Raw genomic sequence first — 23,724 nt, forward strand, 5'->3', positions numbered from 1 at the left:
ACATAAACATCAGAACCATGAAACGATTGATCAATATACCGGGAAAGGCCGCCGGCGCGCTGCTGGGACTTTCCCTCATCATTGCGGGCTGTTCGAAAGATTTCCTGAACAGACGTCCGCTCGATTCGGTGGATGCCGAGAACTTTTTCCGGACCGCGTCTGACCTGCGGATTTTCGTGAACGGATTCTACTCCCGCCTCGCGCCGCAATGGAACACCCAGGGCGGCACGGCCACGGTTTCCGGGGGCAACAGCAATCTGGCGCTGGATGCCAATACGGATATGATGATCGTCCAGACCACGGTGACCGGAAGCCTCAACCGCTGGGGCGTGCCATCCGTTCCCGCCGAAACGAACGGAAACTGGACGAACGGGTACACTTATATCAGGAGAGACAATTATTTCCTGTATTACGCTTCCAAAAACGCGGAAAAATCCGCCGCGGCCGATCATTACATCGGGGAAGGGTATTTCTTCCGCGCCTGGGATTACTTCCGCCTGCTCCGCGAGTTCGGCGGCGTGCCGCTCATCTCCGAAGTGCTCAGCGATAATGACGTCGATAAGCTGATCGTGCCCCGTGCTTCACGCGATGAAGTGGCCCGCTTCATCCTCAAAGACCTCGATGCGGCGATAGAAAAACTGAACTGGAAAGGTGAAGGAGAAGCCGCTATGACGGGGCGTGTCAATAAGGAATCCGCACTCGCGCTCAAGGCGCGTATTGCCCTGTACGAAGGCAGTTGGGAATATTTCCATGGAAAGAAGGGGACGCCCTTCGCGGTGCCCGGCAAAAACGGCGCGGAATTCCTCCAGGCGGCGGTGGCGGCGGCAGACATGCTCATAGCCCGCCATGGCTCGAAGATCTTTACCGCCGGCGGCGACAAATCCAGCGCCTATAACCAGCTCTTCGCGCAGAAAGACGCTTCCAATATCGATGGCGTTTTTCTGTACAAGATCTATGATGCCACCAAGCTCGATCTGAGCCATAATTTCTTCTTCAAAATCCTGGATTCCGGGCCCTCCATCACCGATCACCTGGTAGACATGTACCTCAACCAGGACGGAACTGCGCAGCAAACCGGCGCCACATACGATAAAACCCTCAACGAGCTGGGCGCTACCCTCGATCCGAGGTTCCGCCAGACCGTATGGACGCCCGACCGCGGCCCGCTCAACAAGCTGCCGGGCAGGGGGGGAGACGGCGATCCGTTCCGGTACCCGGTCATCTATTCCGTTTCTCCATACAACAGCCTCGGTTTTACCTCCACCGGCTATCGCAACTTCAAAGGCGCCATACTGGCGCAGGAAGCCAATAAAGGCGAGACCGACGATGTGCTCATCCGGTACGAGGAAGCATTGCTGTGCTTCGCAGAAGCCAAGGCAATCCTGGGCACCCTCACCCAGACGGACCTCGACAAGTCCATCAACGTTATTCGCGGCCGCGTGGGCATGACGCCCATGATGATGACCGCCGGAACCGGTTTCACCTATCGCGCGGAACTCGGCTTCGATGCGGCCGAATCGCCCATCCTGAACGAAATTCGGCGGGAGCGGAACGTGGAACTGGCGCTGGAAGGGTTCCGGTTAGACGACCTCAAGCGATGGGCCGTATATGACAAGGTAATCAACGGCTATCAGCCCAAAGGCGCGCTGCTCCAGGAGTCGCTGGACTATTACAACCGCACCGATGCGCAGATCGCGCTGGACAAGGGAAGCGATCCCTCGGTGTACAGCCAGCTACGCAAAGACGGATACGTAAAGGAAACCAATGAGTTCAAGCTGACGGTAGGCGCCAACGTGGCGGCGTTCCCGTCTGGCAGGATCAATCCCTGGTTCAAAGTGGTGGATTTCCAGCCGGGAGGCAGGGGCCTGTTCATTGAGCCCGGAAGGGATTATCTGAGCTCCATCCCGATGGTGGAAATCAAATTGTACCAGACCTACAACGCCACGCTGGCGCAAAACCCGGGCTGGAACTGATCGTTCGTCGAATTTCTAAAAATTTAAAAATCATCAGATATGAAAAAATGCATCCAACTCGCGTGTTACCTGATCGTACTGGCCGCCGGCAGCGTATCGTGCATGAAGCCGAGGATAGAGCTGGACAAGGGCGCCTGGGGCGATAACGCAAATATCACCGCCGCGGTGCTTTTCAAGTACATCGAAGTGACCAATAACCTGGGATATGGCGAACCGGTGACGGGGTACCAGAATTCCCCCATCAGCACCATTACCAATACGGTAGACAAGGCTGCCGCAACGGTAACGCTCGTGGCGGTGAAGGGCACCGACATCACGAAAATGGGGATCCGTTTCTCGCATTACGCCGTGAAGATCGAACCCTTGAACGGTGCGCCTGCGGCCGGAACGATCGCGGATTTCAGCAAAGGCGATTTTATGTACCGGCTCACTTCCGCCGACGGCACCGTCCGCGACTGGAAAATCCTCGTTTCGGTAGCACCGTAACTTTCCCTCTTCTATATTTGTTCCGGGGCCAGGCTGCAACAATGCGGTTTGGCCCCTTTTGGGCAACGGAATGCCGCAGACATGGTCCGTCCGTCACCGTCCCGGCCAGCCGGATCGTTACCATGCGCATTGCTTGATTTTTCGGGACCTGTACAGTAATTTGTTAAAATAGTTTGAAAGATGAAATCACCAGTGAAAGCGTATTTATCCGTTTGGACAATAGCATGCCTGACTGCTTCTTGTATGTCGGCCGGCAAGGTAACCACCGCCGCCGGTAACGCCGGCATAACCGTCCCCGATAGCCTGTATCCGCCGGCGAGCCTTTCGGTAGCTGGTCATACGGAATACACCCGGCGCCATTATCCCGAATTGGTTGCCCGATTCAGGGAGCAGCCGTTGCACCGGGGCGACGTAGTTTTTTTAGGGAACAGCATCACCGAAATGGGCGGCGATTGGGGGAAGCGATTGGGAAAGCCCGGCGTGAAGAACCGGGGAATAGGCGGCGATATAGCAAAAGGCGTTTTGTTCCGCCTGGGAGAAATCACTTACGCCCAGCCCGCAGCCGTATTTTTACTGATCGGCATCAACGACCTCCTGTTCACCGATATTTCGCCGGACAAGCTTGCGTCGGATATTGTGGAAATCGCCCGTCAGTTGCACCACCGTTCTCCCGGAACAAAAATTTTCGTCCAAACAATTTTGCCCACCGGCAAGAAGGAACTAGTGGCTAACATCAAGGAAACGAACCGCCTTGTTAGGGAAAGGCGGAAGGTGGGCGGATTTACCCTGATCGATACGCATGCGCTGTTCGCGGACGAAAACGATCTGATGAAGGCGGAACTGACTACCGATGGCATTCACCTCAATGAGCAGGGATATGCGGTATGGGTTGAAAAATTGAAGACATTTTTCAAATAAGGGGATGAAGGCAAAGGGCCCCGAAATCCCTATCCGGCCTGTCCATTCGGGTCGCTCGTCAGCACTTCGCTCATGTAATCGAAAAACGGCCGCATGGCCTGGAAAGTTTGATCGGCAACGGCGGGGAAATCTGGCGCCAGCACTTCCGCGTCCGTGAACCGGCGGATGAGCAGGAACTGTTTGTACCGGAGCAAATCAATGGCCTCATGCGCAGGGTCGAACCCCTTGGGTGCGGTTTTCAACTGCTCTCCCTGAAGTGTTCCGAATGCCGACCTGAATTTTTTGTCCTGAAGTATCTTCCGCAACGGCGCGGGGTCGAAGGCGATATCTTCCCGCACCCTTTTCAGATCTTCCGGCACCGGCCCCCAGAAACCGCCGGCTATCATACTGTTGCCGGGCTCGATGTGGAAGTAGTACCCGCCGCGGCGGAACTTCGTCGCCCGTTTGAATCCGCCGCTCCAATTGCTTTTATAAGGCCGTTTATCGCCCGAGAAACGGACGTCGCGGTAGATGCGGTGGAGGCTTTTCTTGCCCGACGGCGTTTCGATGAGGTCGTGACGCGACAGCTGTTCCAACAGCACGTCCGCGAACGCTTCGATATGCTGTAATTCTTCCTGGTACACCTGTTTGTGGGCGTTGAACCAATTGCGGTCGTTATTGGCAGCGAGGTTGCCCAGGAACCCGAGGCTCGTGGGGCGGATCTGCCCCGGGGAAATAGGTTTGATGGCCATAATGGACGGAAACGGATTTGATAAGCGCGAAGATAGCTGTCCTCCCGTCACCCATAAAATAATTTTACAGGTAAGAAATTTACCGTTCAGTTGGCGATAATCGCAGATAAAATTTGATACAGCAAAAGTACTTTGTTACCTTTCTGCATGGGAATCTGGATGGTGAATAATCCAGGCCCCTCTCTAAACCGGAAATCGTATGACTGATCGCCCAAATCCCGGCTTTCGGAAGCCCAGGTACCTGTACGGCTGGATAATCCTCCCGATAATCGCCATTGTCGGCATTACTTTCAGTTTGACGAACCAGGACGGCCTTGAAACCGACAGGAGGGAAGTGCTGCTTCGCAGGATCGGGGATGAATTGCTCACGCAGTCGGGCGACCGCACCTCCAGGGTGCTCCCGGTACAAAAGGTCGCAGTGAATGAATACAAGATAAGTTTCGAAAAAGGGCTTGCTTTCCGGCCGGATTCCCTGGTGAATACGACCCGGCGGTTACTGGCCAGAGACCCCCTTGCAACAGACTATGTGGTGAACGTCCTGAACCCCAACGCCAGTGTAGCCTACGGCTTCGCCGTTTCGGCGGATAAAAGGGATGATATCATCGCCTGTATCGGAAGGGTTCAGCCGGAAGCGCCCTATGTCATCAACGTGAAATTCAAACCGGCAGGAATAAACATGGCAAAGCACGGTTACCTTTTAGGGACACTGCCATTGCTGGCATTTGCCGGTTTTGTGTTTTTCAGATCGGTTACAGGGCGAAGGGAAGCGCCCCGCCCACAGTTTACCGGGATGGTAGCGCTGGGTCCGGTACTGTTCGATGAGAAAAACCGGCAACTGACGATACAGGGAAACACGATCGATCTCACCGCGACCGAAACGCGCATAATGGGAATTTTTGCGCAGGCCCCCAACGATACCATTGAACGCAGCCGGCTGCAAAAGGAAATATGGGAAGATGAAGGGGTGATTGTAGGGCGCAGCCTGGACATGTTCATCTCAAAACTGCGGAAAAAACTCGAACCAGCACCGGATATCAACATTGTAGTGGTCCGCAGCAAGGGGTATAAGCTGGAAGTGAACGCCTAAAGGAGGCGCCTTCAAACCCCCGTCCGTGCCGCGAACCCGGTGTTGCCATCATAAGCGCGATAACAATGCAACACGTTAACTTTGTTATACAGCGTTGCGCATGCTTACACAAAAAAGGCAATATAATTACCTCATCAAAAGATGGCTCCTCATCCGGCGCCACCTGATGGCATATGCCGCGTCCGGAGACCCCGAATCCCTGCACAGGGTCCGGGTGGAAGTAAAAAAGTTAAAGGCGTTCCTGCAATTTGCCAGGTCGATCGGTCGCAAAAAGAACGCTCCGTCCCAACCCCGGTCTTTGAAGAAAATGTTCCGCCGGGCCGGAATGATCCGGGACGCTGGCATCCAGCTCCAACTGATGCAACAGTTCAACCTTCCCGATGCGGCTTTCAGGGCCGGGGAAACGCAGGTGATCGAACAGTTGTCAGACGCATTCCGGGAGGATTTCACGTATTTCGATAAAAGTCTCCGGCAAACTTTCAGGAAGCTCCTCGGCACGTTACGCCCTGTGAGGAAGCACGATGTCAGGCATTGGCTGTCCCGTAGGTTGGGCGCCATTGCTGAAATGGTCGCTTCGCCGGGTTCGGATCAGTTGCACGAGGCCCGGAAAGTAGTAAAATCCCTCGTTTATTTTCTCGGCATGCTTCCCGGACGCTTGAAGCGGCAATCAAAAATAAACATCTCCTACCTCGATCAACTGCAGGACGCCATCGGCAAATGGCATGATCTGGAGGTTACCGTTTCCATGCTGATATCCCGGAAAGTCGGGGACCGTAACGTCATTGGCCGGCTGGAAAAGGCGCATGACAGGGCAGGGGCTGCTGTACATGCCCTGGTGACCGGGTTTGAGCAGAAAGTTTTGCTACGGCCGGGACCCCTGTGATGGCCCCGGCCGAAATGATCCCTTAAAATTCGTATCGCTTTACCTGATGTTAAACCGGACGCCTGCGTACAGCTCCCGCCCGCGCGTAGGCCCCCAAACCGACGACAGATCGAAAAACTGCCCGAAAGGATTGTCTGCGCTGATGATCGGGTTGGACTGACGGTAACCGGCGATGTTCTCGCATCCTGCATACAGTTCCAGCCCGTTCCAGCGGAAAGTTCCCTGGAGGTTGACCGTCGCGTAGGGAGACGAATACAGCGGCCGCCGATACACCGGCGGAAGGCTCCGCGTGTCTGGCAGCTTCATTTTGCCGAACCAGTGCGTATTCACGTCCACCTGCCAGCGGTTGTTTTTCGTACTGAAGGAAACGGCTGCCATTGCCCGGTTCCGGGGATTGAATGGCAGTATCGTTTTGCCGCCGTTCTCCTTCCGGTACACATGGAGGTAATTGTACGCCGCGCGCACGTCCAGCTGCTTGAAGAACTGTAGGGAAAGGTCTGCCTGCGCGCCCAGCGAGCGCGAAGTCCCTTCAAAGTTGCGGATGATGATCTTTGCCGGATCGGCATCGTATTCAGGAAAGAACTGGTTGCTGAAATGGGTGCTGAACAGGTCGGTGCTAAACGTACCGGTAACGTTTCCTTCCCCAAAGCGGTAGGTATGGCTTACGCCCCAGTTAAACGCTTTTTCAGGCCGTAATGCTTCCAGGAACACGATATCCCGCGAGCTGGTAAGCATGATGGCCTGTTCGCTGAACAGGTTCACCTGCCGCCAGCCGGTGCCTGCGGAAGCGCGGAAGGTATGATGTTCTTTGATGGCATACTTCAGCATACCGCGCGGCGTAAAATACCAGCCCTCGGTTTGGTGATGGTCGAAGCGCACCCCGGTTATCAGGACCACTTTGTCATCGAGCCAGTGAAAAGTGTTTTCGGCGAAGACGCCAGGTACCCGCAAACGTGTGAGGTACGCGCCGGCGTAGGTGCGGCCGGGCGCGGCGGCTACGAAGCGGATGCCCTCGTCCAGTTCCTGGTAACGGTAGCTGGCGCCATATTTCAGCTGGTGCCTGTTCTTCCATAGCATTTCGTGCTGGAGGTTGATGTAAGCCGATTGCTGTTTGCCCTCGTAGGCGGTGATCCCGAACCAGGCCGACTGGTTATGGTACGACCCGGAAGCGGAAAGGGCCAATGCATGTTGGGGTGAAAAGCGGTACAATAACCTGGCGTACCCTTCCGGCTGGTTGTATTGCACCTGCTGGCCGTACACTGTTGTGCTGCCTTTGTCGGAATTGCCTTTATAGGCAGTTTGTCCGCCGGTCCGCTTTTCGTGGACGAACCGCAAGCCGAATTGTGCCGAGAACCCGGTATCCGTACTGCTGCGATATTTCCATTTGTTGTACACCATATACCGGGTGAGTAACGGAAGGTCGAGGAACCCATCATCGTTTCCGTCTACCCTGCGCGAAGGCTGAACGGAGTGCATTCCAAGGAAGGTATGCCATTTCCCGCTCTTGCCTGCCTGGGTGGCGGCGTTGGCGTTGAGGTGCTTTTCCCCGAAGCTGTTGATGTAGGCATTGAGGTGCAGCCGGTCGGCCGTTGACGGATCACGGGTTTCGAGGTTGATTTGTCCGCTGATGCTTTCGTAGCCCTGCAATACGGATGTAGTGCCTTTCGATACGAAGATATTGTCGACAAGCGTGCCGGGATAGGTGCTGATCCCGTAGGTGTAGGTCAGGCCATTGATCATGGGCAGCCCGTCAACAAGCACCTGGTTGTACACGCCGGAAAGCCCGAGTATCCGCAGTTCCTGTGCGTTGGTCACGATATTGGTGGTTTGCGGTTGAACGGAGGCCGTTGTACCGAAGCAGCCGGCAAGGTCGCAGCAGGCGGCTTTGCTCAGTTCGTGCCTGGTGATGACTTCCGTTTGGACCACCCGGTTACCGGAAACGTAAGCCCCCGGGCGGTCGGTAACGGTAATGCCGCCGAGATGCTTTATGTCGGGTTGCAGGGTGATGCTGATATAAGTACGGCCCGCAGGGGAAATCGTGTCGGGAACATATCCCTCGAAGGTGGCCACGATGCGCTGGTCCTGGCCGCCGTGCACGGGAAGATCGAAGACGCCGTTTTCATTGGCGACGGCCTGAATGGACGTTCCCATCCAATGCACCCTGCCACCGGGCAGGATTTCCTTTCCATCGGTTATAGCACCGAAGATTTTCCCTTTGACCGACTGTGCCTGGACCCCGGAAGATATGGCGACCAGGCCGATCCACAGGAAACGTTTCATAGCTTGCCGCCTTTTTCCTTTTTCACTTTGTACGGGGTGACAGACTTGTCGTCGCACCCCGGTGTTTTCTCGATCACGCTTTCGATCGTTTTGCGGTCGATCACGGAAGTGTGGAAGGATATGGTGAAGGTAGACTGGCCGTTGGCGCGGTTGGTGAACACCACGTCATCGATGCCGTCCTGGTTGAGCAATTGCTTTTTGATGGTGGGCATATCGCCATTGCAGGTGAGGTTATGGACTACGATCGTGGCCTTTTTCAAGCTGTCGGGGGCAGACTGGGCGGAGGCTTTGGTGGCCGTTCCGAGGATAGTGAAAAGGGATATGGCGAGAATAATGATATGCTTCATGGTAATTACATGTATGGGATGCTGCGCAGCCATGCGGGTGCATGTTGTGGCATCATTTTTAAAATAAATGAAATGGAGTGGATGCAGTGCATCCGGAGCGGGAATTGCTATGCCCGTGGAGGGCGCCAGCATGCAGTGAGCGCAGCCGAGGAACGGGGCGCCTGGTAGAAAGCTATTTTGTTGCCGGTCCGCGGTTCGGCCGGCGTGAGCTGGTAAGTGTAATTGTTTGCGGGGTGCAGTACGAATGTGTTGCAGCAGCCGCAGATCCGGAACGGATTGTTTTTATTCGGGCAGTTGTCGGGCGCGGGGGATTCTTCGCCGCAGCCTTCATCCCCGCATTCATCGCCGCAGGCGGGCGGTTGTGCGGTTGCCGCGCAGCAGTCATCCTTAGCCGCCACCGCCAAAAAGGAGGGCTCCACGGTCATGGTAACCGTGAGAAATGCTAAAAAGATATAGAACCACCTGAATTTCAACTGAGATCGTAATTTCTGATATGTAAAGTACACATAAAAATACAACTTTTGGTGGCAGTTGGATTTCAGTGGGAGAAGGGCGTTGCATTTCCTGGCTTGTCACATCCCCGGTTGCCGCTACGGGGATGCAGGGAAGGGCGCCGGCTGCTTTCCGTCGGGGTGGTAAAACTGCCTTCCGGTGGAACAGCCGCCAACAATTTGCGGTCGTACATCAGCAATCCATCCGCATTTCCACCAGCACTTTTTTAAGACCCGCTTTCTCGTATGCACGCACGGCGCTGGCGTTTCCGTCGTACACTTCCAGCCGGATTTCCTTCAATCCTTTCTCTACCGCCCACCCGCGCAAACGCGCGATGATGGCCGTTGCGATACCTTTGCCGCGGTGCGCCGGCACCGTGTACATGAAACCGATATAACCATGGTGGCTATTGGTTTCATAAGGTTTGTTGGCCCGGCGCAGGATGTAGCCGGTAGCTGCCAGCTGACCGCCGATTTCCGCCATGAGGAGCAACACATCTTCCCGGTCGAACATATGGTCGAGGTCGTAATAGGAGATCGGGTCTTTGGCGAGGCCGGGATCGAACGGGCGCTCCCAGGCGATAACGGCCTGCTCGGCGATGCGGAGCGCCGGCAGATCGGCTTTGGTGGCGGGCCTTATGATATAATCAGACATATGATCAGGTTTTTAGAAGATAACGGGCAGGAGAAACAGGATGAACCCCAGGATGAAGATACCTGTCAATATCCCGACCATCCGGCTGCGCTGCGGCAGGAAGATGAACTGCTCGATGGTGCGGCCCAGCCAGAAGAGCGCGTTCCCGGCGAGGAATGTTTTGCCAAGCGCCGTAGTGGCCAGTTCTCGGGGAAAGATAAAGCATACGGCCGCCGTGAACAAGAAAACGTAAATCAGGCGGAGGTTCAGGATCTGCATGATGGCTTTGTTGTAATAGCGCAGGTTGCCGAGGTCTTTCTTCCAGCCGAACAGCTTCCAGAAGGCGATGTGGAAGGCGGCGAAGCCGAGGCTGTAAACGCCGCAAATGATCACCAGGGTTTGCATGGGCGCGGGTTGGGTCAGGTGAGCAATTGTTCGTGGAACCCACCGATCTGCCGGTCGCGGTCCACGAAATGGACTTCCAGTATCCACTCGCGGGGCTGGCCGTCGGCATCCGGGGCAAACATGTCGTTGTGGTTGGACGGGTGAACGTACAGTCCGTAGTTCCCGGGTTCCAGCCGCTCGTGGGGGAACTCGCCGATGAGGTGGCCGGCTATTTCACCACCGAAAGCCCATCCTTTTTGTTCCGCCAGGGCAACCACGTAATGGAAGTAATCCGCGCCGCTCAGCGTGCTGTGCTGGTGGAACCAGGTCTTGGCCGTTTGCCAGGCATCTTCGATATCCCGTTTGAGGCGGAGCTTGTGGGGATCGTTGCCGATGACGTAGGTGCGGCCCAGGTCGGCCTCCCAATCTTCCACGATGGGCCCGAAGTCGAAAAAGAGGATGTCATCGTTTTGCAGGAGCAGGTCGGGCGGATTTTCCTTGTAAGGATGCAGGGTGTTGGGACCACTGCGGATGATACGCTTATGCCAGTATTTCTTGATGCCGAACAGCTCGTCGGCCAACTGGAAGATCTCCGTGTTGAGCTGGTTTTCCGTTTTGCCGGCAACGATGAGCCCGCGGCTTTCGGCGGCGGTAAATAATTGCTCGGCAATGTGTTCTGCCTCGCGCAGTTTTTGTTTGGTCGTCATGATGCGTGTAATTAAGAGGGCGAGGTGAGACTGATGGCGATGGCCCTTTCCAGCCGTGGACGGTTGTACCGTTGCAGTAAAACCGGGTAGAGGTTCAGTAGAATATTTAAAACCAGCAGCCATAGCGATTTTAGCACCCCAAAACGGACCGCCACATACACGTTGAACCCCAAAACGATCACAAGAATGATGGCGTGGCCCAATTCGGATTTCCTGGTTTGATAATGGAGGTGCTCCAGGGCCGCGGTATTCCTTTCCACCGGGTTGGATTTTTTATTCAGCTTTTCCCATCCCACCCCAACCAATAATTTCCGGTAGAAATTAATACCGATCCGTTCGTAGATTTTTCCTTTCTGCTCCCATTCCTTCGCATGGTAATAAGTGGACGCCAGTGGACTTTTCATCGATTCCGTAAATGCCAGAACGCCGATCATCAACAGGAAATTCAACGACCACGCGAAAGCAAAGCCGTCCATCTTTATGAAATGTACCAGCGCATACGTAGCGCCGGCCGTAGCTGCTGCGATTAAGAGTAAGGTGAATGTTTTGCTCATGGATACATGTTGTTCCGGGCCGATTTTGCGGCCAGTTCTCAAATATAATCAAACGGATGGCCAGTTGGAATGCGCGTGCAAATAATGACGGAAATTATATACCGCGCAGCACCAGGCGGGATGCGCTGCCGCCGGGCCGATATTCGCTGGCGATACGAAGGAATTTGATGAAGGATCCACGCAGGGGGACAAATTTTTCCCCCACCTGAATCTTTTATCCCGTATTGATGAAACATGCGGCCTGGCCTAGTTTTGCTGCTGTAATCAAATGACAAATCAAATGAAAGGTACAGTAACAGTGATCGGATTGGGCTCCATGGGATCGGCGCTCGCGCAGGCTTTCATCGCCAAGGGATGGCAGGTGACCGTCTGGAACCGCAACAGGGATAAGGTAAACGCATTCGTCGACAAAGGAGCGATAGCAGCAGGGAGCGCAGCTGCCGCCATTGCGGCCAATGAACTGACGGTGATCTGTGTATCGGATTATAAAACGGCCGGTAAGATCATCCAAACACCGGAAGTGGAAAGCGTCCTGAAAGGCCGTACCCTCGTGCAACTGAGCACCGGCACCCCCAAAGAGGCCCGTGAACTGGACGCCTGGGCCACCCGGCATGGCGCCACCCTCCTCAACGGCGACATCCTGGCGTGGCCACGGCAGATCGGTACAGACGAAGCCACCCTCACCATCAGCGGGAGCGAAGCCGGCCTTACAGCGCAGGAAAACACGCTGCGCGCGCTGGGCAACCTCAGTTACCTCGGTCCTGAACCCGGGCTATCCGCCGTGCTCTTCGCCGCCGTGCTCGCTTACCTGGCCGGTAGCTGGATCGGGTTCGTGCATGGGGCGCTGATCGTGGAAAATGAAGGCTTCCCCCCGGAAAAGTTCGGAGAACTGATCCATGATGTGTCTCCCATGCTGGCCGTGGAATCGAAACATATGGGCCGCGTGATCGGGGAAAATAACTTCAGCGACCCGGAAAGCACCGTAGACACCACGGGCCATGATCTCCACCTGCTCGTGCAGCATTCCGAAGAAGCGGGCATCAGCAAGGAATTGCCGCTGTTCGCCGCCGATCTTTTCCAACGGGCGATGGACGCGGGTTATGGCAAGGAAGAGCATGCCGCCATCATCAAAGTGTTGAGAAAGGTCAGTTAGTTTCCTGGAGCAGGGCACAGTTGCCAGGCGCATAGCCGGCCTGGTGGCGGTTAATGTACTCCTTGTTCTCATTGCCCCATTGCTCCATCGCCTCCATGACAGGCAGGATGCTCTGTCCTACGGGCGTGAGCCGGTATTCCACACGGGCAGGCACTTCCGCGAAGATTTCCTTGTAAATGATGCCGATCTCTTCAAGCTCCTTCAGGTGGAGATTAACGATCCGCGGATTGACGGCCTGCATCTCCCGATGGATGGCGCTGGGGCGCCGGACGCCGCGCCGGATGCAGTCGATGACCCAGGCCTTCCATTTCCCGCCCACCACCTTGATCGCCACAGCCAATCCGCAATCGAGCAACTCGGGTATTTTTTTCTGATACATCTCGCAATTGATTTACGTCAAATATATCACAGATGCGGGACATGCTGGATAGGGATAAATTTATCCCTATCCCTTTTCGTTTTCTCCCGCCAAGCCGGTTCTCACAACCATAATTTCCATACACATGGGTTTTCAGCGTATTCTATTATATTTATGGGCATAAACTTAACTATATATTCCTTTCTCAAGAATACCCATGAAGGCAATCTGCTACCATCGATATGGCTCTCCAGACCAGCTGCAAATGCAGGAAGTTCCCGTTCCCGTTCCCAAAGACGATGAAGTGCTGGTGAAAGTCCATGCATCATCGATCAACTCCTGGGACTGGGACCTGTTGTTGGGAAAGCCTTTCCTGGTGCGGCTGATCGGTGGTTTGCGCAAGCCCCGGCGCCCTGTGCTGGGTGCAGACGTAGCCGGAACGGTGGAGGCGGTAGGGAATAACGTCAGTGATTTCCGGCCGGGCGATGAAGTGTTCGGCGATATCGCGGAGAGCGGATTCGGCGGTTTTGCGGAATACGTTGTCACGAAAGAAAAACTGCTGGCAAGGAAATCGCCTGCCATGTCTTTCGCACAGGCCGCAGCCTTGCCCCAGGCCGGTTTGCTGGCTTTGCAGGGATTGCGGCACTTCGGGCCGGTAAAACCCGGACAGCGCATCCTGCTCAACGGTGCCGGCGGCGGCGTAGGTACGCTGGCGCTGCAATACGCCAAATCGATCGGTACGGAAGTGACCTGCGTGGACCTGGCTTCCAAATTCGATATGCTGCGCGGACTGGGGGCAGACCATTGCATCGACTATACCGCGGCAGACTATACGCGCACCGGCGAGCAATACGATAAAGTGCTCGATGTGATCGCGCACCGGTCGGTCGCCGATTACAAAAGGGCGCTTCGGCCCGGGGGAACTTTCTCCATGATCGGCGGGTCCATGGGATGGCTGCTGTTCCAGATGATGGTGCTGTCTACATTGATTTCCGCAGGCTCCGGCCGGAAGCTGGGTATCATGGGGTACCGGCCCAACCGGGAAGATCTCGATCAATTATCGCACCTGTTCGAAGCGGGGCAGCTGCAAGCCGTCATAGACCGGGAATACCCGTTGGCGGAAACCGCGGATGCGTTCCGGTATTTCGGTACTGGGAAAGTGATGGGCAAGATCATTATTGCTGTTTCCTGAAGCGATGTCATACTAGCTTTCCGCGGCAGTTCTATTTCGCACGTTACCCATCCCATTTCTTGGAAATCCGCATACAAGCAATAAACTAATGATGTAAACGGCTGGCCGCATTTTCGGCCAGCCGTTTTTATGGCTTCACTGCGCCACTTTGATGTATCCCCAGCCTTCCTTCTGCCGGGAAATGATTTCGTAGATGGCATCCGGTACCACGCTCACGCCATCGATGAGGTCGGACGGTTTTACCTGTTTGCGTTTCATGGTTTCGCCGCAGACTTTGAAAGAGATCCTGCCGGTTTTGAGGAGGGCTTCCAGCTCGGGTTTGAGGGTCGATTTTTCCTTGCAGACGAAGGGGAGGGCCTCGCTGTAAATGGCCACTTCGAGCTGCGCGTCTGGCCGCATATCGAGGATGCTTTTCGCTTGCCTCACCACGGCCTGGTGGGTGGCGGGGTTTTTACTGGTGAGATCGAAGACTACTTTGTACGGTGCGTCCTGCGCCATGGCTAATGTGCCGGAAAGCAGGAGGAATATGGAAAGTAGTGTTTTCATGATGTTTGCATTTATGGTTTGACGGATGATGCCGGCAGCATGGACCCGAACGGGCCGTACTTGTGCCGGGTTTCGGAAAAAGAATCTGCGTAGGGGCCGAACGGGTGATCGGGCGGTTTGGTGCGGATGTTGGGCCAATCGGCCGGGAAGGCTTTGTATGGGCGCGGCTGTGAAACGATCCATGCGGCTACGTCCCACGCTTCGTTGATGGTGAGCACCGGCTCTTGCCAGGTGGTGCCCTGCGGCATGTTGTTGTAAATATACCCGGCCATTTTGCTGATGCGGAAAATGCCTGCGCCGGTATTGAAGCTATGCTGGCCCCATAGCGGCGGGTACTGGAATTCCGCGCCGGCCTTTTTGCCCTCGCCGTCTGGCCCATGGCAGGTGGCGCAAAGGCGCATATACACGAGTTTTCCGCGCGCGGGATCGGCGGCCTGCGGTTGCCAGGGCAGCTGCGTGATACCGCTGCCTGCAGGGCGCTCCCCGCGCGGTACTTTGGCCGCCAGCCATCGCATGTAAGCCACCATGGCCTGCATTTCGCGGCCGGCGCTGTCGATGGGCCGGCCATTGAGGCTCCTTTCGAAACAATCGTTGATCTTCTTTTCCAAAGATTCCACGCTGCCGCTGCGGTCGCGGTATTTGGGATAGGTGCCCCATGCCGCCGAGAAATTGTTCCCCCAGGGCGCGGTGCCGGCTGCGAGGTGGCAATGCTGGCAGTTCATGCCGTTGGCGGATTTCGCCAGGGAGCCCTCCGGCCCGAAGAACCGGGCCGTGTGCATGACGAGCGCCCGGCCATAGCGGATTTCATCGCCCGCGGGCGATCGGGCGATGGTGGCGGTATCGGGCGGTGTCCAGAGTGCCGGCGGGCGGTGGTGTTGCCGGCGGCAGGCCATCAGCGCCAACATCAGGGCCGGAACGATGCAACTGCGATGCATGGCTCAGCCCGCGAAACAGTAGGCGCAGCCTTTTTCCTGCGCGCGCCCGATGGCCCACACGCCCGAGGGCACCACCTGGATGCCCGGGAGCACGCCCGCCAGCCATTCGGACCGCACCAGTTCGGCGTCCAGGCCCATAGACGTGGCCGCTACGGCGCTATACACCGTGATGGCCATGTTGCAGACGCAGAACATGACGCCGCTATTCTGGAGCTGGTCGATACCGATTTCCACGGGGCCTACGCCCGGCACGCTGAAATCATTGGGCCCCGGCTGCCAGAAGGGATTGCGGAGCGAAGGGGCCTGCGTGGCGGGATCGTCGGCCTTGAACATTTCCCCGAACTTGTATTTGCTCCATATATCGGACTTCATGGCGTAAGGGATCGCATCATGCCGCAACACCACTACTACCGAACAATCCTTTTCAGGTGTGCCGGTCATGGAATTGGTGATGAGGAAAACCTTCGGCCAGGCGAACGGGAAAATACCGTGCGGCCGCGGGGAATCGATCAGCAGACGGTGTTTGCCTTTGATCTTTTTGAACCATTCGTCGGCCGCATCGGCCAGCACGGCGGTTTCTGCGGCAACCGCGGGCAGGGGGGATGCAAGCCAGCCAAGGCCCAATGCGGCTGCACCCATGGCAGCCTGTCCGAGAAAATCGCGGCGGGAAGGAGCGGCGTTTGGTAGTGACCTAGACATATGATACCAGTTTTACGTGAACGATGATCATGTCTCGGTTTTTCATTCGGCGCTTTGGATAGGTCGAAAGATAGCAGCGCCTGCCGGAAGAGCGGAGGGGAATGACGAATACAAATTTCAGGATATTTCCTGAAAGACCGCGCCGGAAAAGCCTGTATTAACAATGCATTTACCGAACCTGCAGGGTTTGGCCGGGGATTTGGCGTTCTCAATCGGTTGCAATTTTGCGATGCCGAAATAATTCATTCTACCTGTGCGGTTAGATTTTCCCGCATTGCAATTGCGCCCGTACTTAAATGCGTAGTTTTCAACTTGCGGCCGCGACCCGTTAACAGCGCCAAACGTAACGGATATACGTAGATATGCATGCATTGTGTTGCTAATGCAGCCGCATCATTTTAGCTGCGAGAAAAAATAATTAGTACGTTTCAACTATTGTTGTATATTTGAGATCATCAGGCCCGATCTCCATCCAGGAGCTAATTTCAGGGCTTCGCTCGCCTTTTTAATCTCCACGAACCAAATTCTGATTTCACATTTCATTTTGCTGGACGATACGCTTCGGCCGGGGAAGATTTCATGCCCTGCACGCCAAGTGGTACGTCTGCTTTCATAAAACCAAAAATATGGATCAGAAAGGATTTCTAATCGACATGGACGGCGTCATTTACCGGGGCTCGGAACCTATTCCCGGTGCGGTAGAGTTTATCAACCAACTCAGGGAACAGGGTTTTCCCTTCCTTTTTCTCACCAACAACAGCCAGCGCACCAACCGCGACGTATCTTACAAGCTGCGGAAACTGGGCTTTAATGTGGAAGACGATGATGTATTTACCTGTGGCATGGCCACCGCACGCTACCTGGCGTCGCGCACGCCGGAGGCTACGGCGTATGTGATCGGCGAGGGCGGACTACTGGCCGAACTGCATGCCGCCGGCTTTTCGATCGTAGACGATCATCCCGATTACGTGATCATCGGCGAAGGCCGGACGATCATGCTCGAATCGGTCGACAAGGCGATCAACATGATCATGAACGGCGCCAAGCTCATTGCTACGAACCTCGATCCCAATTGTCCGATCGGTAACGGGAAATACCGTGCAGGCTGCGGCGCTTTCGTGGCGATGGTAGAGTTTGCCACCGGAAAACAGGCTTTCAGCGTAGGGAAGCCGAGCCCGGTCATGATGCGCATGGCCCGCAAGAAACTGGGCCTATCCACCGATCAGACCGTTATGATCGGCGATACGATGGGGACAGACATCCTCGGCGCCGGGACCATGGGCTTCACCACCGTGCTCACCCTCACAGGGGTAACGAAAGCGGAAGACATCAGCCAGTTCAGCTACCGGCCGGATTTTGTTATTTCATCCATCCGGGATTTGCTGGATGGCGAACTGTTCGAACAGGTGTTGGGCAGTAAGAAGAAGCTGGAAGAAATCGTATAGCCAAATCGCCATGAGGCACACGAATATGAAAAAGCCGCCCGGGTCGCAGGACCCAGGCGGCTTTTGTTGTGAGCGATAATATTCACTCGCGCTTCAAAACGGCCACCGGGTTACTTCTCGCCGCCTTCAAGGTCTGCGACCCGATCATCACGAAAGCGATCAGCAATACCACCAGCAAACCGGAAAACAGTTCCGTGAACTGTACCGGCGTATGATAAGGGAAATTGGGCAATACGAGTATTTGGAAGAAGAGATATGTGGCCGGAAGGGCAATGAACGCGGAGATGGACAGCAACGACAGGAACCCGCGGCTCAGGAGGAACATGAGGTTCCCCGCGCCGGCGCCCATCACTTTCCGGATGCAGATCTCCCGGAGCCGCGTTTCGGTTGTGAACACCACCATGCCGAACAGGCCCATCGATGCGATGGAAATCGCCAAAAACGACAGGAAACCGATAATCTTGATCATGGTCGAAAATTCGCTGTACGCCTGCTCGATCTCTTCGTCGTAGAACTCGGCGGTAAAGGGGTGGATGCGGTCGGTCTGGCGCCAGGCCGCCTCTATTTTGGCGACCGTGGCCGGCATATCGGCGCCATGGACCCTGGCGCTGAGGATGGTCCGGTCTTCCGGGGTCCAGGGGGTGAAGGCCACCGGCCCGATGTGGTTTTCGACCTTTCCGTAGTGAAAATCCTGCATCACACCTACAATGGTCATTTTCCGGCCATTCAGGGTAATCTGTTCACCGATCGCTTTTTGCGGATCATTACCGGCGATGTGGAACCGCTTCACGACCTGCTGGTTCACGATCACTTCGCTCACCGCGCCGGCGGTGGCGGGCCGGGATACAAAATTGCCGCCGGCAACGAGTTTGTAATCGTGGAGCGGGAGATAATTTTCGTCGACGTGATTGGTCATCACCAGCTGCGAGTCCCGCGAATCCCTGTATTTCATAATGCCGCCCCAGGCATTGCCCACGCCGGTGGTGATGAGCGAGCGCGACACGCCCTTTACTTCCGGCATTTCGCCGAGCGCTTGTACCATGGCGTCTGGCTTGTTGTCCAGCATATTGATGTTGAGGATGTTCGCGGTATCGAACCCCAGATCGAACGCCAGGATGTTTTTGTACTGCACGTACCCGATGGCGGTGGTGGTAATGAAAATCAGCGTTACCGTGTATTGGATGACCACCAACGCGCGCCGGAGCGTGAGGTGCCGGAAGGTTTTAACGGGGGAAACGTTGCCAAATGCATGGATGGCGCTCACTTTCGAGAAGAACAGGGCGGGGAGGAACCCGGCAACAACGCCTACGATCACTGAAAACACGATGAAAGCCAATACCGTGGCCGGAGTGAGGTCGAGCGTCACCATGCGCTGCATCTCCGGCGCCATGTTGATGAGCAACGGCCGCAATGCGAGAAACAGCACGAAGGAGAGGAGCAGCGCTGCGAGGGAGATCATGACCGCTTCCGCGAGGAATTGTAGCCGCACCTCGTTCTTTCCCGCACCGATGGCCTTGCGCAGCCCGATCTCCTTCACCCGGCGCATGGCGCGCGCGATGGAAAGATTGGTGTAATTGAAGCAGGCCGACAGGATGACGATCAAAGCCAGCGCGCCGAGTATCCACAGCACCGCAGGCGAAAGGTGAGGCCCCGTAAAACCAGGCCCGCCTTCGGATTGGCGGAGGCTTTCCCCGACAACGATGTTGTATAGGGGAAGCAATTCCAGCTGGATACGGGAGTTTTTACCGGCGAGGTTCTCTTCGGTCGCCAGCGCATCGAGCTGTGCCCGGATGGCGGTCATATCCGCGTTTTTAGATGGGAGCACGTACACGGCGTGCGACCATATGTCCGTCCACGCCCCGAAACCGGGACCGCTTTTATGGATTTGTCCGGCGGTGGATAAGGACACCAGTGCTTCGAACCGGATATGTGAGAAGAAGGGAACGTCTTTCATGACCCCCGTGACCTGGTACGTCATCGAATCTATTTCGATCGCTTTGCCGAGGGCGGGCTGGTCGCCGAAAAGCTTGGTGGCGGCCGATTCCGTGAGCACGATGGAGTAGGGGGCTTTCAATGCCGTTTCGGGATTGCCCTGCAGCATGGGGAAGGTGAATACCCGGAACAGCGAAGGTTCCGCCCAGTATCCCCTGATGGGAAGCGCGTTGCCGCCAACTTTCGCGTCGCCGGAAAAGTCGTTTTTTATCGTAGTTACCTCCTCGATACCGGCCACTTTTTCCCGGATTAGGTCGGCGGTTTTGATGGATGCGGTGGCGAATTTTCCGCCTTGCTCGCTGTTGGAAGTGAAAATGCTCGTGATCCGGTGGATGCGGCCGCCGTTTTCGTGGAACCGGTCGTAGGAACGCAGATCGAGCAGGAAAGCGATCAGCAGGAGCCCCACAGACATGCTGATGGCCAGCCCGAGGATGTTGATGAACGAAAACAGTTTGTTGCGCAGGATGTTGCGCCCTGAAGTTTTAACGTAGCTGCCGATCATGATCCTGTTCATAAAAAGGTGAGCGAATAAGGTTTTCCTTACGGTATAACTCCTGAAGAACTTGAACGCATCGATGATGTAGACCAGTTTGGCCCGGCGCGGCCCCATGGTGGCCAGATTCCGCTCGAAACATTCGTGCAGGTCGCCCGTCAGGTCTTCCACGAGCCCCGGTTTGCAGTACCATTCCACGAATCGCTGCGCCCAGGCGGGCGGATGGTGTTGTTTCATGTCAGCCGTTTTTCCATGCGAGTGACGGAATCTTTGCCCATAGCTGGTCGCGCATCGCCTTGGCGTTGATGAGCGCTGCCTTGCCGGCCATGGTGAGCTCGTAGAACCGCTTTCGCTTGCCGCCGCGGGCCTTCGTGGCTTCACCCAGTTGGCTTGTTACCAGTCCTTTTTCTTCGAGCCGGTTCAGCACTGCGTGTACCACGCCCAGTTTCACAGAGCGGCCGGTGTGGCTGGAAAGCTCGTCGCAGATCGCTACGCTGTACGCTTCGTTCCCCAGCGCGGCAACGGTGAGGAGTACCAGTTCTTCGAATTCTCCGAGGTTTGTACCTTTCATTTCCGAGATTAATTACGTAAATGTATGTAAATACATCTTATAATACATACAAATAATGAATTATTATACCCGAACGCATCCGGATCGTTGGCAATGGCAGGCCGGGGAGCGATCTTCATATTGTAACGAGTTGTAATCAGTCGGATTTAATTATCTTCGGCGGATTATGCACAAAACCCATGTATGTAAGAATTGCGGGAAGGCCGCGGCCGGTAATTTTTGTCCGAATTGCGGGCAGTCGTACCATGAAGGCAGGATAAACGCGCATTATTTCCTGCACGATATACCGCATTCGGTGTTTCACGTCGACAAGGGATTTTTCTACACCTTCCTATCGCTGTTCACCCGGCCGGGCGGGATGATCAAGGATTACCTGGACGGCAAGCGGGTGAAGTATTTCCGGCCGTTTGCCTATGTGATCATCATGTCTACCATTTGTACATTGCTCGTGAAGCTCATTACGGCGGGCATTGTAAGCGCATACGCAAAGTACCATCCCGGTTATGTGGCGGAGGACAGGGGCGGGTTTTTCAATCATTATTTCAGCGTCTTCATTTTCCTTATGATCCCTTTCGCGAGCGTGATCACGTTTTTGTTCATGCGCCGCGGGAAGTACAATTTCTGGGAACATTTTCTCATCAATACCTATATCGCCGCGCAGCTGAACATCATGCAGGTGCTGGTGTACCTCGTGGGTTGGGTGATGATGCTGGTGACGCGCCAGTTCGGCAACATCGATATCGGGTTGTACATCCCGTTTTTTATGACGGCTTTCCTGTTTATGTATGGTTCGGTTTTCGGATTCCTGATGAAGGATGATTACAGGAAAGGCTGGCTGGTATTGCGTTTGACGCTGATGAACTGTTTCCTCTTTTTTCTGTATTTTTCCGGGTTTCAGCTGACGGGGACCATGCGCCCCTGGTAAACCCGGTAGCCCAAATGAAAGCCGCGCGAATCGTATGATTGGCGCGGCTTTGCTGATTTTATACGGTTGCTTTCTGCTGCAGGATCTCCAGGTAATGCGGGTTGGTCATGATGCCGATGATATTGCCGAAAGGATCGGTGACGGAGGCGGTGAAGAAGCCGCTGCCTTCCTGGCCGCGGGGGGTGATGGGCTCAAATTCCGTGGCGCCCATTTCCAGGAGCCGGCCGAACGTAGCCTTGATATCATCCACATGCCAATAGGTAACGGCGCCGCCGGCAGCGGATGACCTGGCCGGAGGGGCGTACCGGGCGTCGATGACGCCGAATTCATGCTGGTAATCGCCCAGGCGGAATTCAAAGTATCCCGGCATATCGAAATAGGGTGCGATGCCGAAGAAGTCTGAGTACCATTGCTTTGCTGCTGCGTGATCTGCCGCGAAAAATGTGAGGGTTGCCATGCCGCGGAATACTGATGATTGTGCCATTTTGGATAGTTTTTTTGTTTGTATGCCAAAAGTAGCGGCGGGTTTTGACAGCCTTATGTCAGCAGGGTTTCCAGCAGTACAAAAATTTTATTCGCCCAGCATAAAATCCAGGATGGGGGCGCATTTTTCCTTGCAGGGCTGATAGAATTCCCCGTGTTTCCAGGTGGCGGATTTGGGGGAGAGGCCCCACCAGAATTCCGCGAGGGCCAGGGGCTCCATGTGGTGGCGGAAGGCGTACTGGAGGAGTTTGGGGCCCGCGCATTCCCCGGCGCCCGCGGGCGGCTGTTTGTAACCGTGCGCCTCGAAGATATCGACCAGGTTCTTCGTGCGGCCGGCTTTGTTGCGGAAGTTGTAATGCTCGTGGAGTTTCCGCTGGAGGGCGATGGAGTGGGATTTGCGGGTTTCCTTTAGTTTATGGATCGCGGCCAGATCGCCTGCTGCTTCCAGAACGGCGATTTCAGCATTGAATTTCGAGAGGCGGGCCATGCCGGTATTGAGGAAACTGCCGGCGGTGAGGGCGTCGAACACCGGTTCCACGAACCCGCTGTGGTGGTTCCCGTTGGCCAGTTTGCCTGAAAATGCCGCCAGGTAGCCCAGGGTGCCGTTGTGCGCCCGTACGGCCAGCACGCCGAACATCTTGCCGATGACGCTGCCGTTTCCGCCGTTGCCCAGCCCGAAATTGTGTTCCCATTCATTTTGGCGGGTGAGGTGCCGTTGGAGCTCTTCCGCAGCGGCGATGCAAAGTGGATGGATGGGCGCGTTAGGGTGGAAGCGGAGCCCTTGCGCCAGGGATCTGGCGGCATCCTGGTCCGAAAACCGGGTGAATACGCTGTTCGTTGGCTGATGTATTGCTGGAGCGGTTGGTTGGCAAACATCAGGGTCGCTGGTCATAATACTGTGTCCTGTAAAGGTTTTTGAGAGCGCAAAGGTACGGTTTTCCGGGATGTGGACCGTTGCGGTGGGGGAACAGTGATGATGTTTTTTTAAAGAAAATTTGGAGAGGAAATAAATTTATGTAATTTCGCCGCCCTGAACGATGAAAATCTAAAGGATGATTTCGTAGCTCAGTTGGTAGAGCAATACACTTTTAATGTATGGGCCCTGGGTTCGAGTCCCAGCGGAATCACCAGATGGGACAAGTCTTCGATAGAAAGGCTTGTCCCATTTTCTTTTTGGCGAAAAGCCTTGTCTACCGAGAAGATCATACGCACAGCCTCGTTAACTCTTGTGGTTCGATAATGTTCTCCATCAAAAAAACAGCTTTTCAGGAAATATCGAACCGAAAGGCGAGCTGGATGGCCATTTAGGGATGCTTTGCCCGCGCAGCACGGTGCTGGACGGGTTTTTAGTGGAAGGGGGTGGTGAATGGGATGGTACGTTGCTGGTGATCGAGGGGGAACGGGTGAAAGCGGTAGAAGTGGAAATAGAATAGTGGCTCCAGGGTATCAGGATCGAG

General features: G+C 55.4%; 26 protein-coding genes and 1 tRNA gene. 11 read left to right on the forward strand and 16 right to left on the reverse strand.

Going from position 1 to position 23,724, the window contains the following annotated elements; translation table 11 throughout:
• Positions 1-17: 17 nt before the first annotated feature.
• The 3 genes from EJ361_RS13410 (at position 18) to EJ361_RS13420 (ending at position 3,377) form a co-directional block, all read left to right on the forward strand.
• On the forward strand, positions 18-1,973 hold the full coding sequence (locus EJ361_RS13410; RefSeq protein WP_126246146.1) for a RagB/SusD family nutrient uptake outer membrane protein: 1,956 nt from the start codon (positions 18-20) through the stop codon (positions 1,971-1,973).
• 39 nt (positions 1,974-2,012) lie between these two features.
• Positions 2,013-2,459 carry a DUF5018-related domain-containing protein gene (locus EJ361_RS13415; RefSeq protein ID WP_126246147.1) on the forward strand — a complete coding sequence of 149 codons (447 nt, stop codon included), beginning with the start codon at positions 2,013-2,015 and terminating at the stop codon, positions 2,457-2,459.
• Positions 2,460-2,702: 243 nt separating this feature from the next.
• Positions 2,703-3,377, forward strand: a complete 675-nt coding sequence (locus tag EJ361_RS13420; RefSeq protein WP_164714223.1) for a GDSL-type esterase/lipase family protein — start codon at positions 2,703-2,705, stop codon at positions 3,375-3,377.
• Between the two features lie 29 nt (positions 3,378-3,406).
• Here the strand turns inward: EJ361_RS13420 and EJ361_RS13425 are convergent, their stop codons facing one another.
• Positions 3,407-4,108, reverse strand: a complete 702-nt coding sequence (locus EJ361_RS13425) for a DUF2461 domain-containing protein (RefSeq protein ID WP_126246149.1) — start codon at positions 4,106-4,108, stop codon at positions 3,407-3,409.
• 199 nt (positions 4,109-4,307) lie between these two features.
• Between EJ361_RS13425 and EJ361_RS13430 the strand changes: the two genes are divergently transcribed.
• Both EJ361_RS13430 and EJ361_RS13435 read left to right on the forward strand, forming a co-directional pair.
• The gene (locus EJ361_RS13430) at positions 4,308-5,195 is read left to right on the forward strand and encodes a winged helix-turn-helix domain-containing protein (protein ID WP_126246150.1); all 888 of its coding nucleotides are present in this window, start codon (positions 4,308-4,310) and stop codon (positions 5,193-5,195) included.
• 100 nt (positions 5,196-5,295) lie between these two features.
• The gene (locus tag EJ361_RS13435; protein WP_126246151.1) at positions 5,296-6,078 is read left to right on the forward strand and encodes a CHAD domain-containing protein; all 783 of its coding nucleotides are present in this window, start codon (positions 5,296-5,298) and stop codon (positions 6,076-6,078) included.
• A 39-nt stretch (positions 6,079-6,117) separates the two neighbouring features.
• On the opposite strand, the gene EJ361_RS13440 is transcribed toward EJ361_RS13435, so the two are convergent.
• From EJ361_RS13440 to EJ361_RS13475, 7 genes are all read right to left on the reverse strand, one after another.
• Positions 6,118-8,358: a TonB-dependent receptor gene (locus tag EJ361_RS13440; protein ID WP_126246152.1), complete on the reverse strand. Its 2,241-nt coding sequence runs from the start codon at positions 8,356-8,358 to the stop codon at positions 6,118-6,120.
• Positions 8,355-8,705, reverse strand: coding sequence for a heavy-metal-associated domain-containing protein (locus EJ361_RS13445; protein ID WP_126246153.1), 351 nt, complete (start codon positions 8,703-8,705; stop codon positions 8,355-8,357). The genes EJ361_RS13440 and EJ361_RS13445 overlap by 4 nt, the downstream gene beginning before the upstream one ends.
• 107 nt (positions 8,706-8,812) lie before the next feature.
• Positions 8,813-9,178: a hypothetical protein gene (locus EJ361_RS13455; protein ID WP_126246154.1), complete on the reverse strand. Its 366-nt coding sequence runs from the start codon at positions 9,176-9,178 to the stop codon at positions 8,813-8,815.
• A 211-nt stretch (positions 9,179-9,389) separates the two neighbouring features.
• Positions 9,390-9,851: a GNAT family N-acetyltransferase gene (locus EJ361_RS13460; protein WP_126246155.1), complete on the reverse strand. Its 462-nt coding sequence runs from the start codon at positions 9,849-9,851 to the stop codon at positions 9,390-9,392.
• 12 nt (positions 9,852-9,863) lie between these two features.
• Positions 9,864-10,235, reverse strand: coding sequence for a hypothetical protein (locus EJ361_RS13465; RefSeq protein WP_126246156.1), 372 nt, complete (start codon positions 10,233-10,235; stop codon positions 9,864-9,866).
• Positions 10,236-10,249: 14 nt separating this feature from the next.
• Positions 10,250-10,921 carry a M24 family metallopeptidase gene (locus EJ361_RS13470; RefSeq protein WP_126246157.1) on the reverse strand — a complete coding sequence of 224 codons (672 nt, stop codon included), beginning with the start codon at positions 10,919-10,921 and terminating at the stop codon, positions 10,250-10,252.
• Between the two features lie 11 nt (positions 10,922-10,932).
• Positions 10,933-11,475, reverse strand: coding sequence for a glycosyl-4,4'-diaponeurosporenoate acyltransferase CrtO family protein (locus EJ361_RS13475; protein WP_126246158.1), 543 nt, complete (start codon positions 11,473-11,475; stop codon positions 10,933-10,935).
• Positions 11,476-11,755: 280 nt separating this feature from the next.
• Here EJ361_RS13475 and EJ361_RS13480 point away from each other — a divergent pair, with 280 nt between their 5' ends.
• Positions 11,756-12,628 (forward strand): NAD(P)-dependent oxidoreductase, encoded by an 873-nt coding sequence (locus tag EJ361_RS13480; protein ID WP_126246159.1) that lies wholly within the window; start codon positions 11,756-11,758, stop codon positions 12,626-12,628.
• Here EJ361_RS13480 and EJ361_RS13485 read toward each other — a convergent pair.
• Positions 12,621-13,007 carry a winged helix-turn-helix transcriptional regulator gene (locus EJ361_RS13485; protein WP_126246160.1) on the reverse strand — a complete coding sequence of 129 codons (387 nt, stop codon included), beginning with the start codon at positions 13,005-13,007 and terminating at the stop codon, positions 12,621-12,623. The two genes, EJ361_RS13480 and EJ361_RS13485, sit on opposite strands and share 8 nt — an antisense overlap.
• 196 nt (positions 13,008-13,203) lie before the next feature.
• Between EJ361_RS13485 and EJ361_RS13490 the strand changes: the two genes are divergently transcribed.
• Positions 13,204-14,178, forward strand: coding sequence for an NAD(P)-dependent alcohol dehydrogenase (locus EJ361_RS13490; protein WP_126246161.1), 975 nt, complete (start codon positions 13,204-13,206; stop codon positions 14,176-14,178).
• 135 nt (positions 14,179-14,313) lie between these two features.
• Here EJ361_RS13490 and EJ361_RS13495 read toward each other — a convergent pair whose 3' ends face one another.
• Genes EJ361_RS13495 through EJ361_RS13505 form a run of 3 tightly spaced genes read right to left on the reverse strand, consistent with a single transcriptional unit; the run spans position 14,314 to position 16,358 of the window.
• Positions 14,314-14,724: a DsrE family protein gene (locus EJ361_RS13495; protein ID WP_126246162.1), complete on the reverse strand. Its 411-nt coding sequence runs from the start codon at positions 14,722-14,724 to the stop codon at positions 14,314-14,316.
• Between the two features lie 11 nt (positions 14,725-14,735).
• Complete coding sequence (locus tag EJ361_RS13500; protein ID WP_126246163.1) at positions 14,736-15,659, reverse strand: c-type cytochrome; 924 nt, start codon at positions 15,657-15,659, stop codon at positions 14,736-14,738.
• Positions 15,660-15,662: 3 nt separating this feature from the next.
• Positions 15,663-16,358: a twin-arginine translocation signal domain-containing protein gene (locus tag EJ361_RS13505; protein WP_126246164.1), complete on the reverse strand. Its 696-nt coding sequence runs from the start codon at positions 16,356-16,358 to the stop codon at positions 15,663-15,665.
• A gap of 626 nt (positions 16,359-16,984) precedes the next feature.
• On the opposite strand from EJ361_RS13505, the gene EJ361_RS13510 reads away from it, so the two are divergent.
• Positions 16,985-17,803 (forward strand): HAD-IIA family hydrolase, encoded by an 819-nt coding sequence (locus EJ361_RS13510; RefSeq protein WP_126246165.1) that lies wholly within the window; start codon positions 16,985-16,987, stop codon positions 17,801-17,803.
• 82 nt (positions 17,804-17,885) lie between these two features.
• On the opposite strand, the gene EJ361_RS13515 is transcribed toward EJ361_RS13510, so the two are convergent.
• Both EJ361_RS13515 and EJ361_RS13520 read right to left on the reverse strand, forming a co-directional pair.
• The gene (locus EJ361_RS13515) at positions 17,886-20,525 is read right to left on the reverse strand and encodes an ABC transporter permease (protein WP_240646631.1); all 2,640 of its coding nucleotides are present in this window, start codon (positions 20,523-20,525) and stop codon (positions 17,886-17,888) included.
• Position 20,526: 1 nt separating this feature from the next.
• Positions 20,527-20,859 carry a PadR family transcriptional regulator gene (locus EJ361_RS13520; protein ID WP_126246166.1) on the reverse strand — a complete coding sequence of 111 codons (333 nt, stop codon included), beginning with the start codon at positions 20,857-20,859 and terminating at the stop codon, positions 20,527-20,529.
• 295 nt (positions 20,860-21,154) lie between these two features.
• Between EJ361_RS13520 and EJ361_RS13525 the strand changes: the two genes are divergently transcribed.
• Positions 21,155-21,784 carry a DUF3667 domain-containing protein gene (locus EJ361_RS13525; protein WP_164714224.1) on the forward strand — a complete coding sequence of 210 codons (630 nt, stop codon included), beginning with the start codon at positions 21,155-21,157 and terminating at the stop codon, positions 21,782-21,784.
• Between the two features lie 58 nt (positions 21,785-21,842).
• Here EJ361_RS13525 and EJ361_RS13530 read toward each other — a convergent pair whose 3' ends face one another.
• Together EJ361_RS13530 and EJ361_RS13535 are read right to left on the reverse strand one after the other, a co-directional pair.
• Complete coding sequence (locus EJ361_RS13530; protein ID WP_126246168.1) at positions 21,843-22,268, reverse strand: VOC family protein; 426 nt, start codon at positions 22,266-22,268, stop codon at positions 21,843-21,845.
• Positions 22,269-22,355: 87 nt separating this feature from the next.
• Entirely contained in the window at positions 22,356-23,159 is an 804-nt protein-coding gene (locus tag EJ361_RS13535; protein ID WP_205687003.1) for a pseudouridylate synthase, read from the reverse strand.
• A 162-nt stretch (positions 23,160-23,321) separates the two neighbouring features.
• Here EJ361_RS13535 and EJ361_RS13540 point away from each other — a divergent pair.
• Positions 23,322-23,397: transfer RNA gene (locus tag EJ361_RS13540), tRNA-Lys, on the forward strand.
• Positions 23,398-23,493: 96 nt separating this feature from the next.
• A complete protein-coding gene (locus tag EJ361_RS13545) occupies positions 23,494-23,700 on the forward strand; it encodes a hypothetical protein (protein ID WP_126246169.1) in 207 nt (68 codons plus the stop codon).
• Positions 23,701-23,724: the final 24 nt, after the last annotated feature.

The organism is Chitinophaga rhizosphaerae (assembly GCF_003958645.1).
Lineage (GTDB): Bacteria > Bacteroidota > Bacteroidia > Chitinophagales > Chitinophagaceae > Chitinophaga > Chitinophaga rhizosphaerae.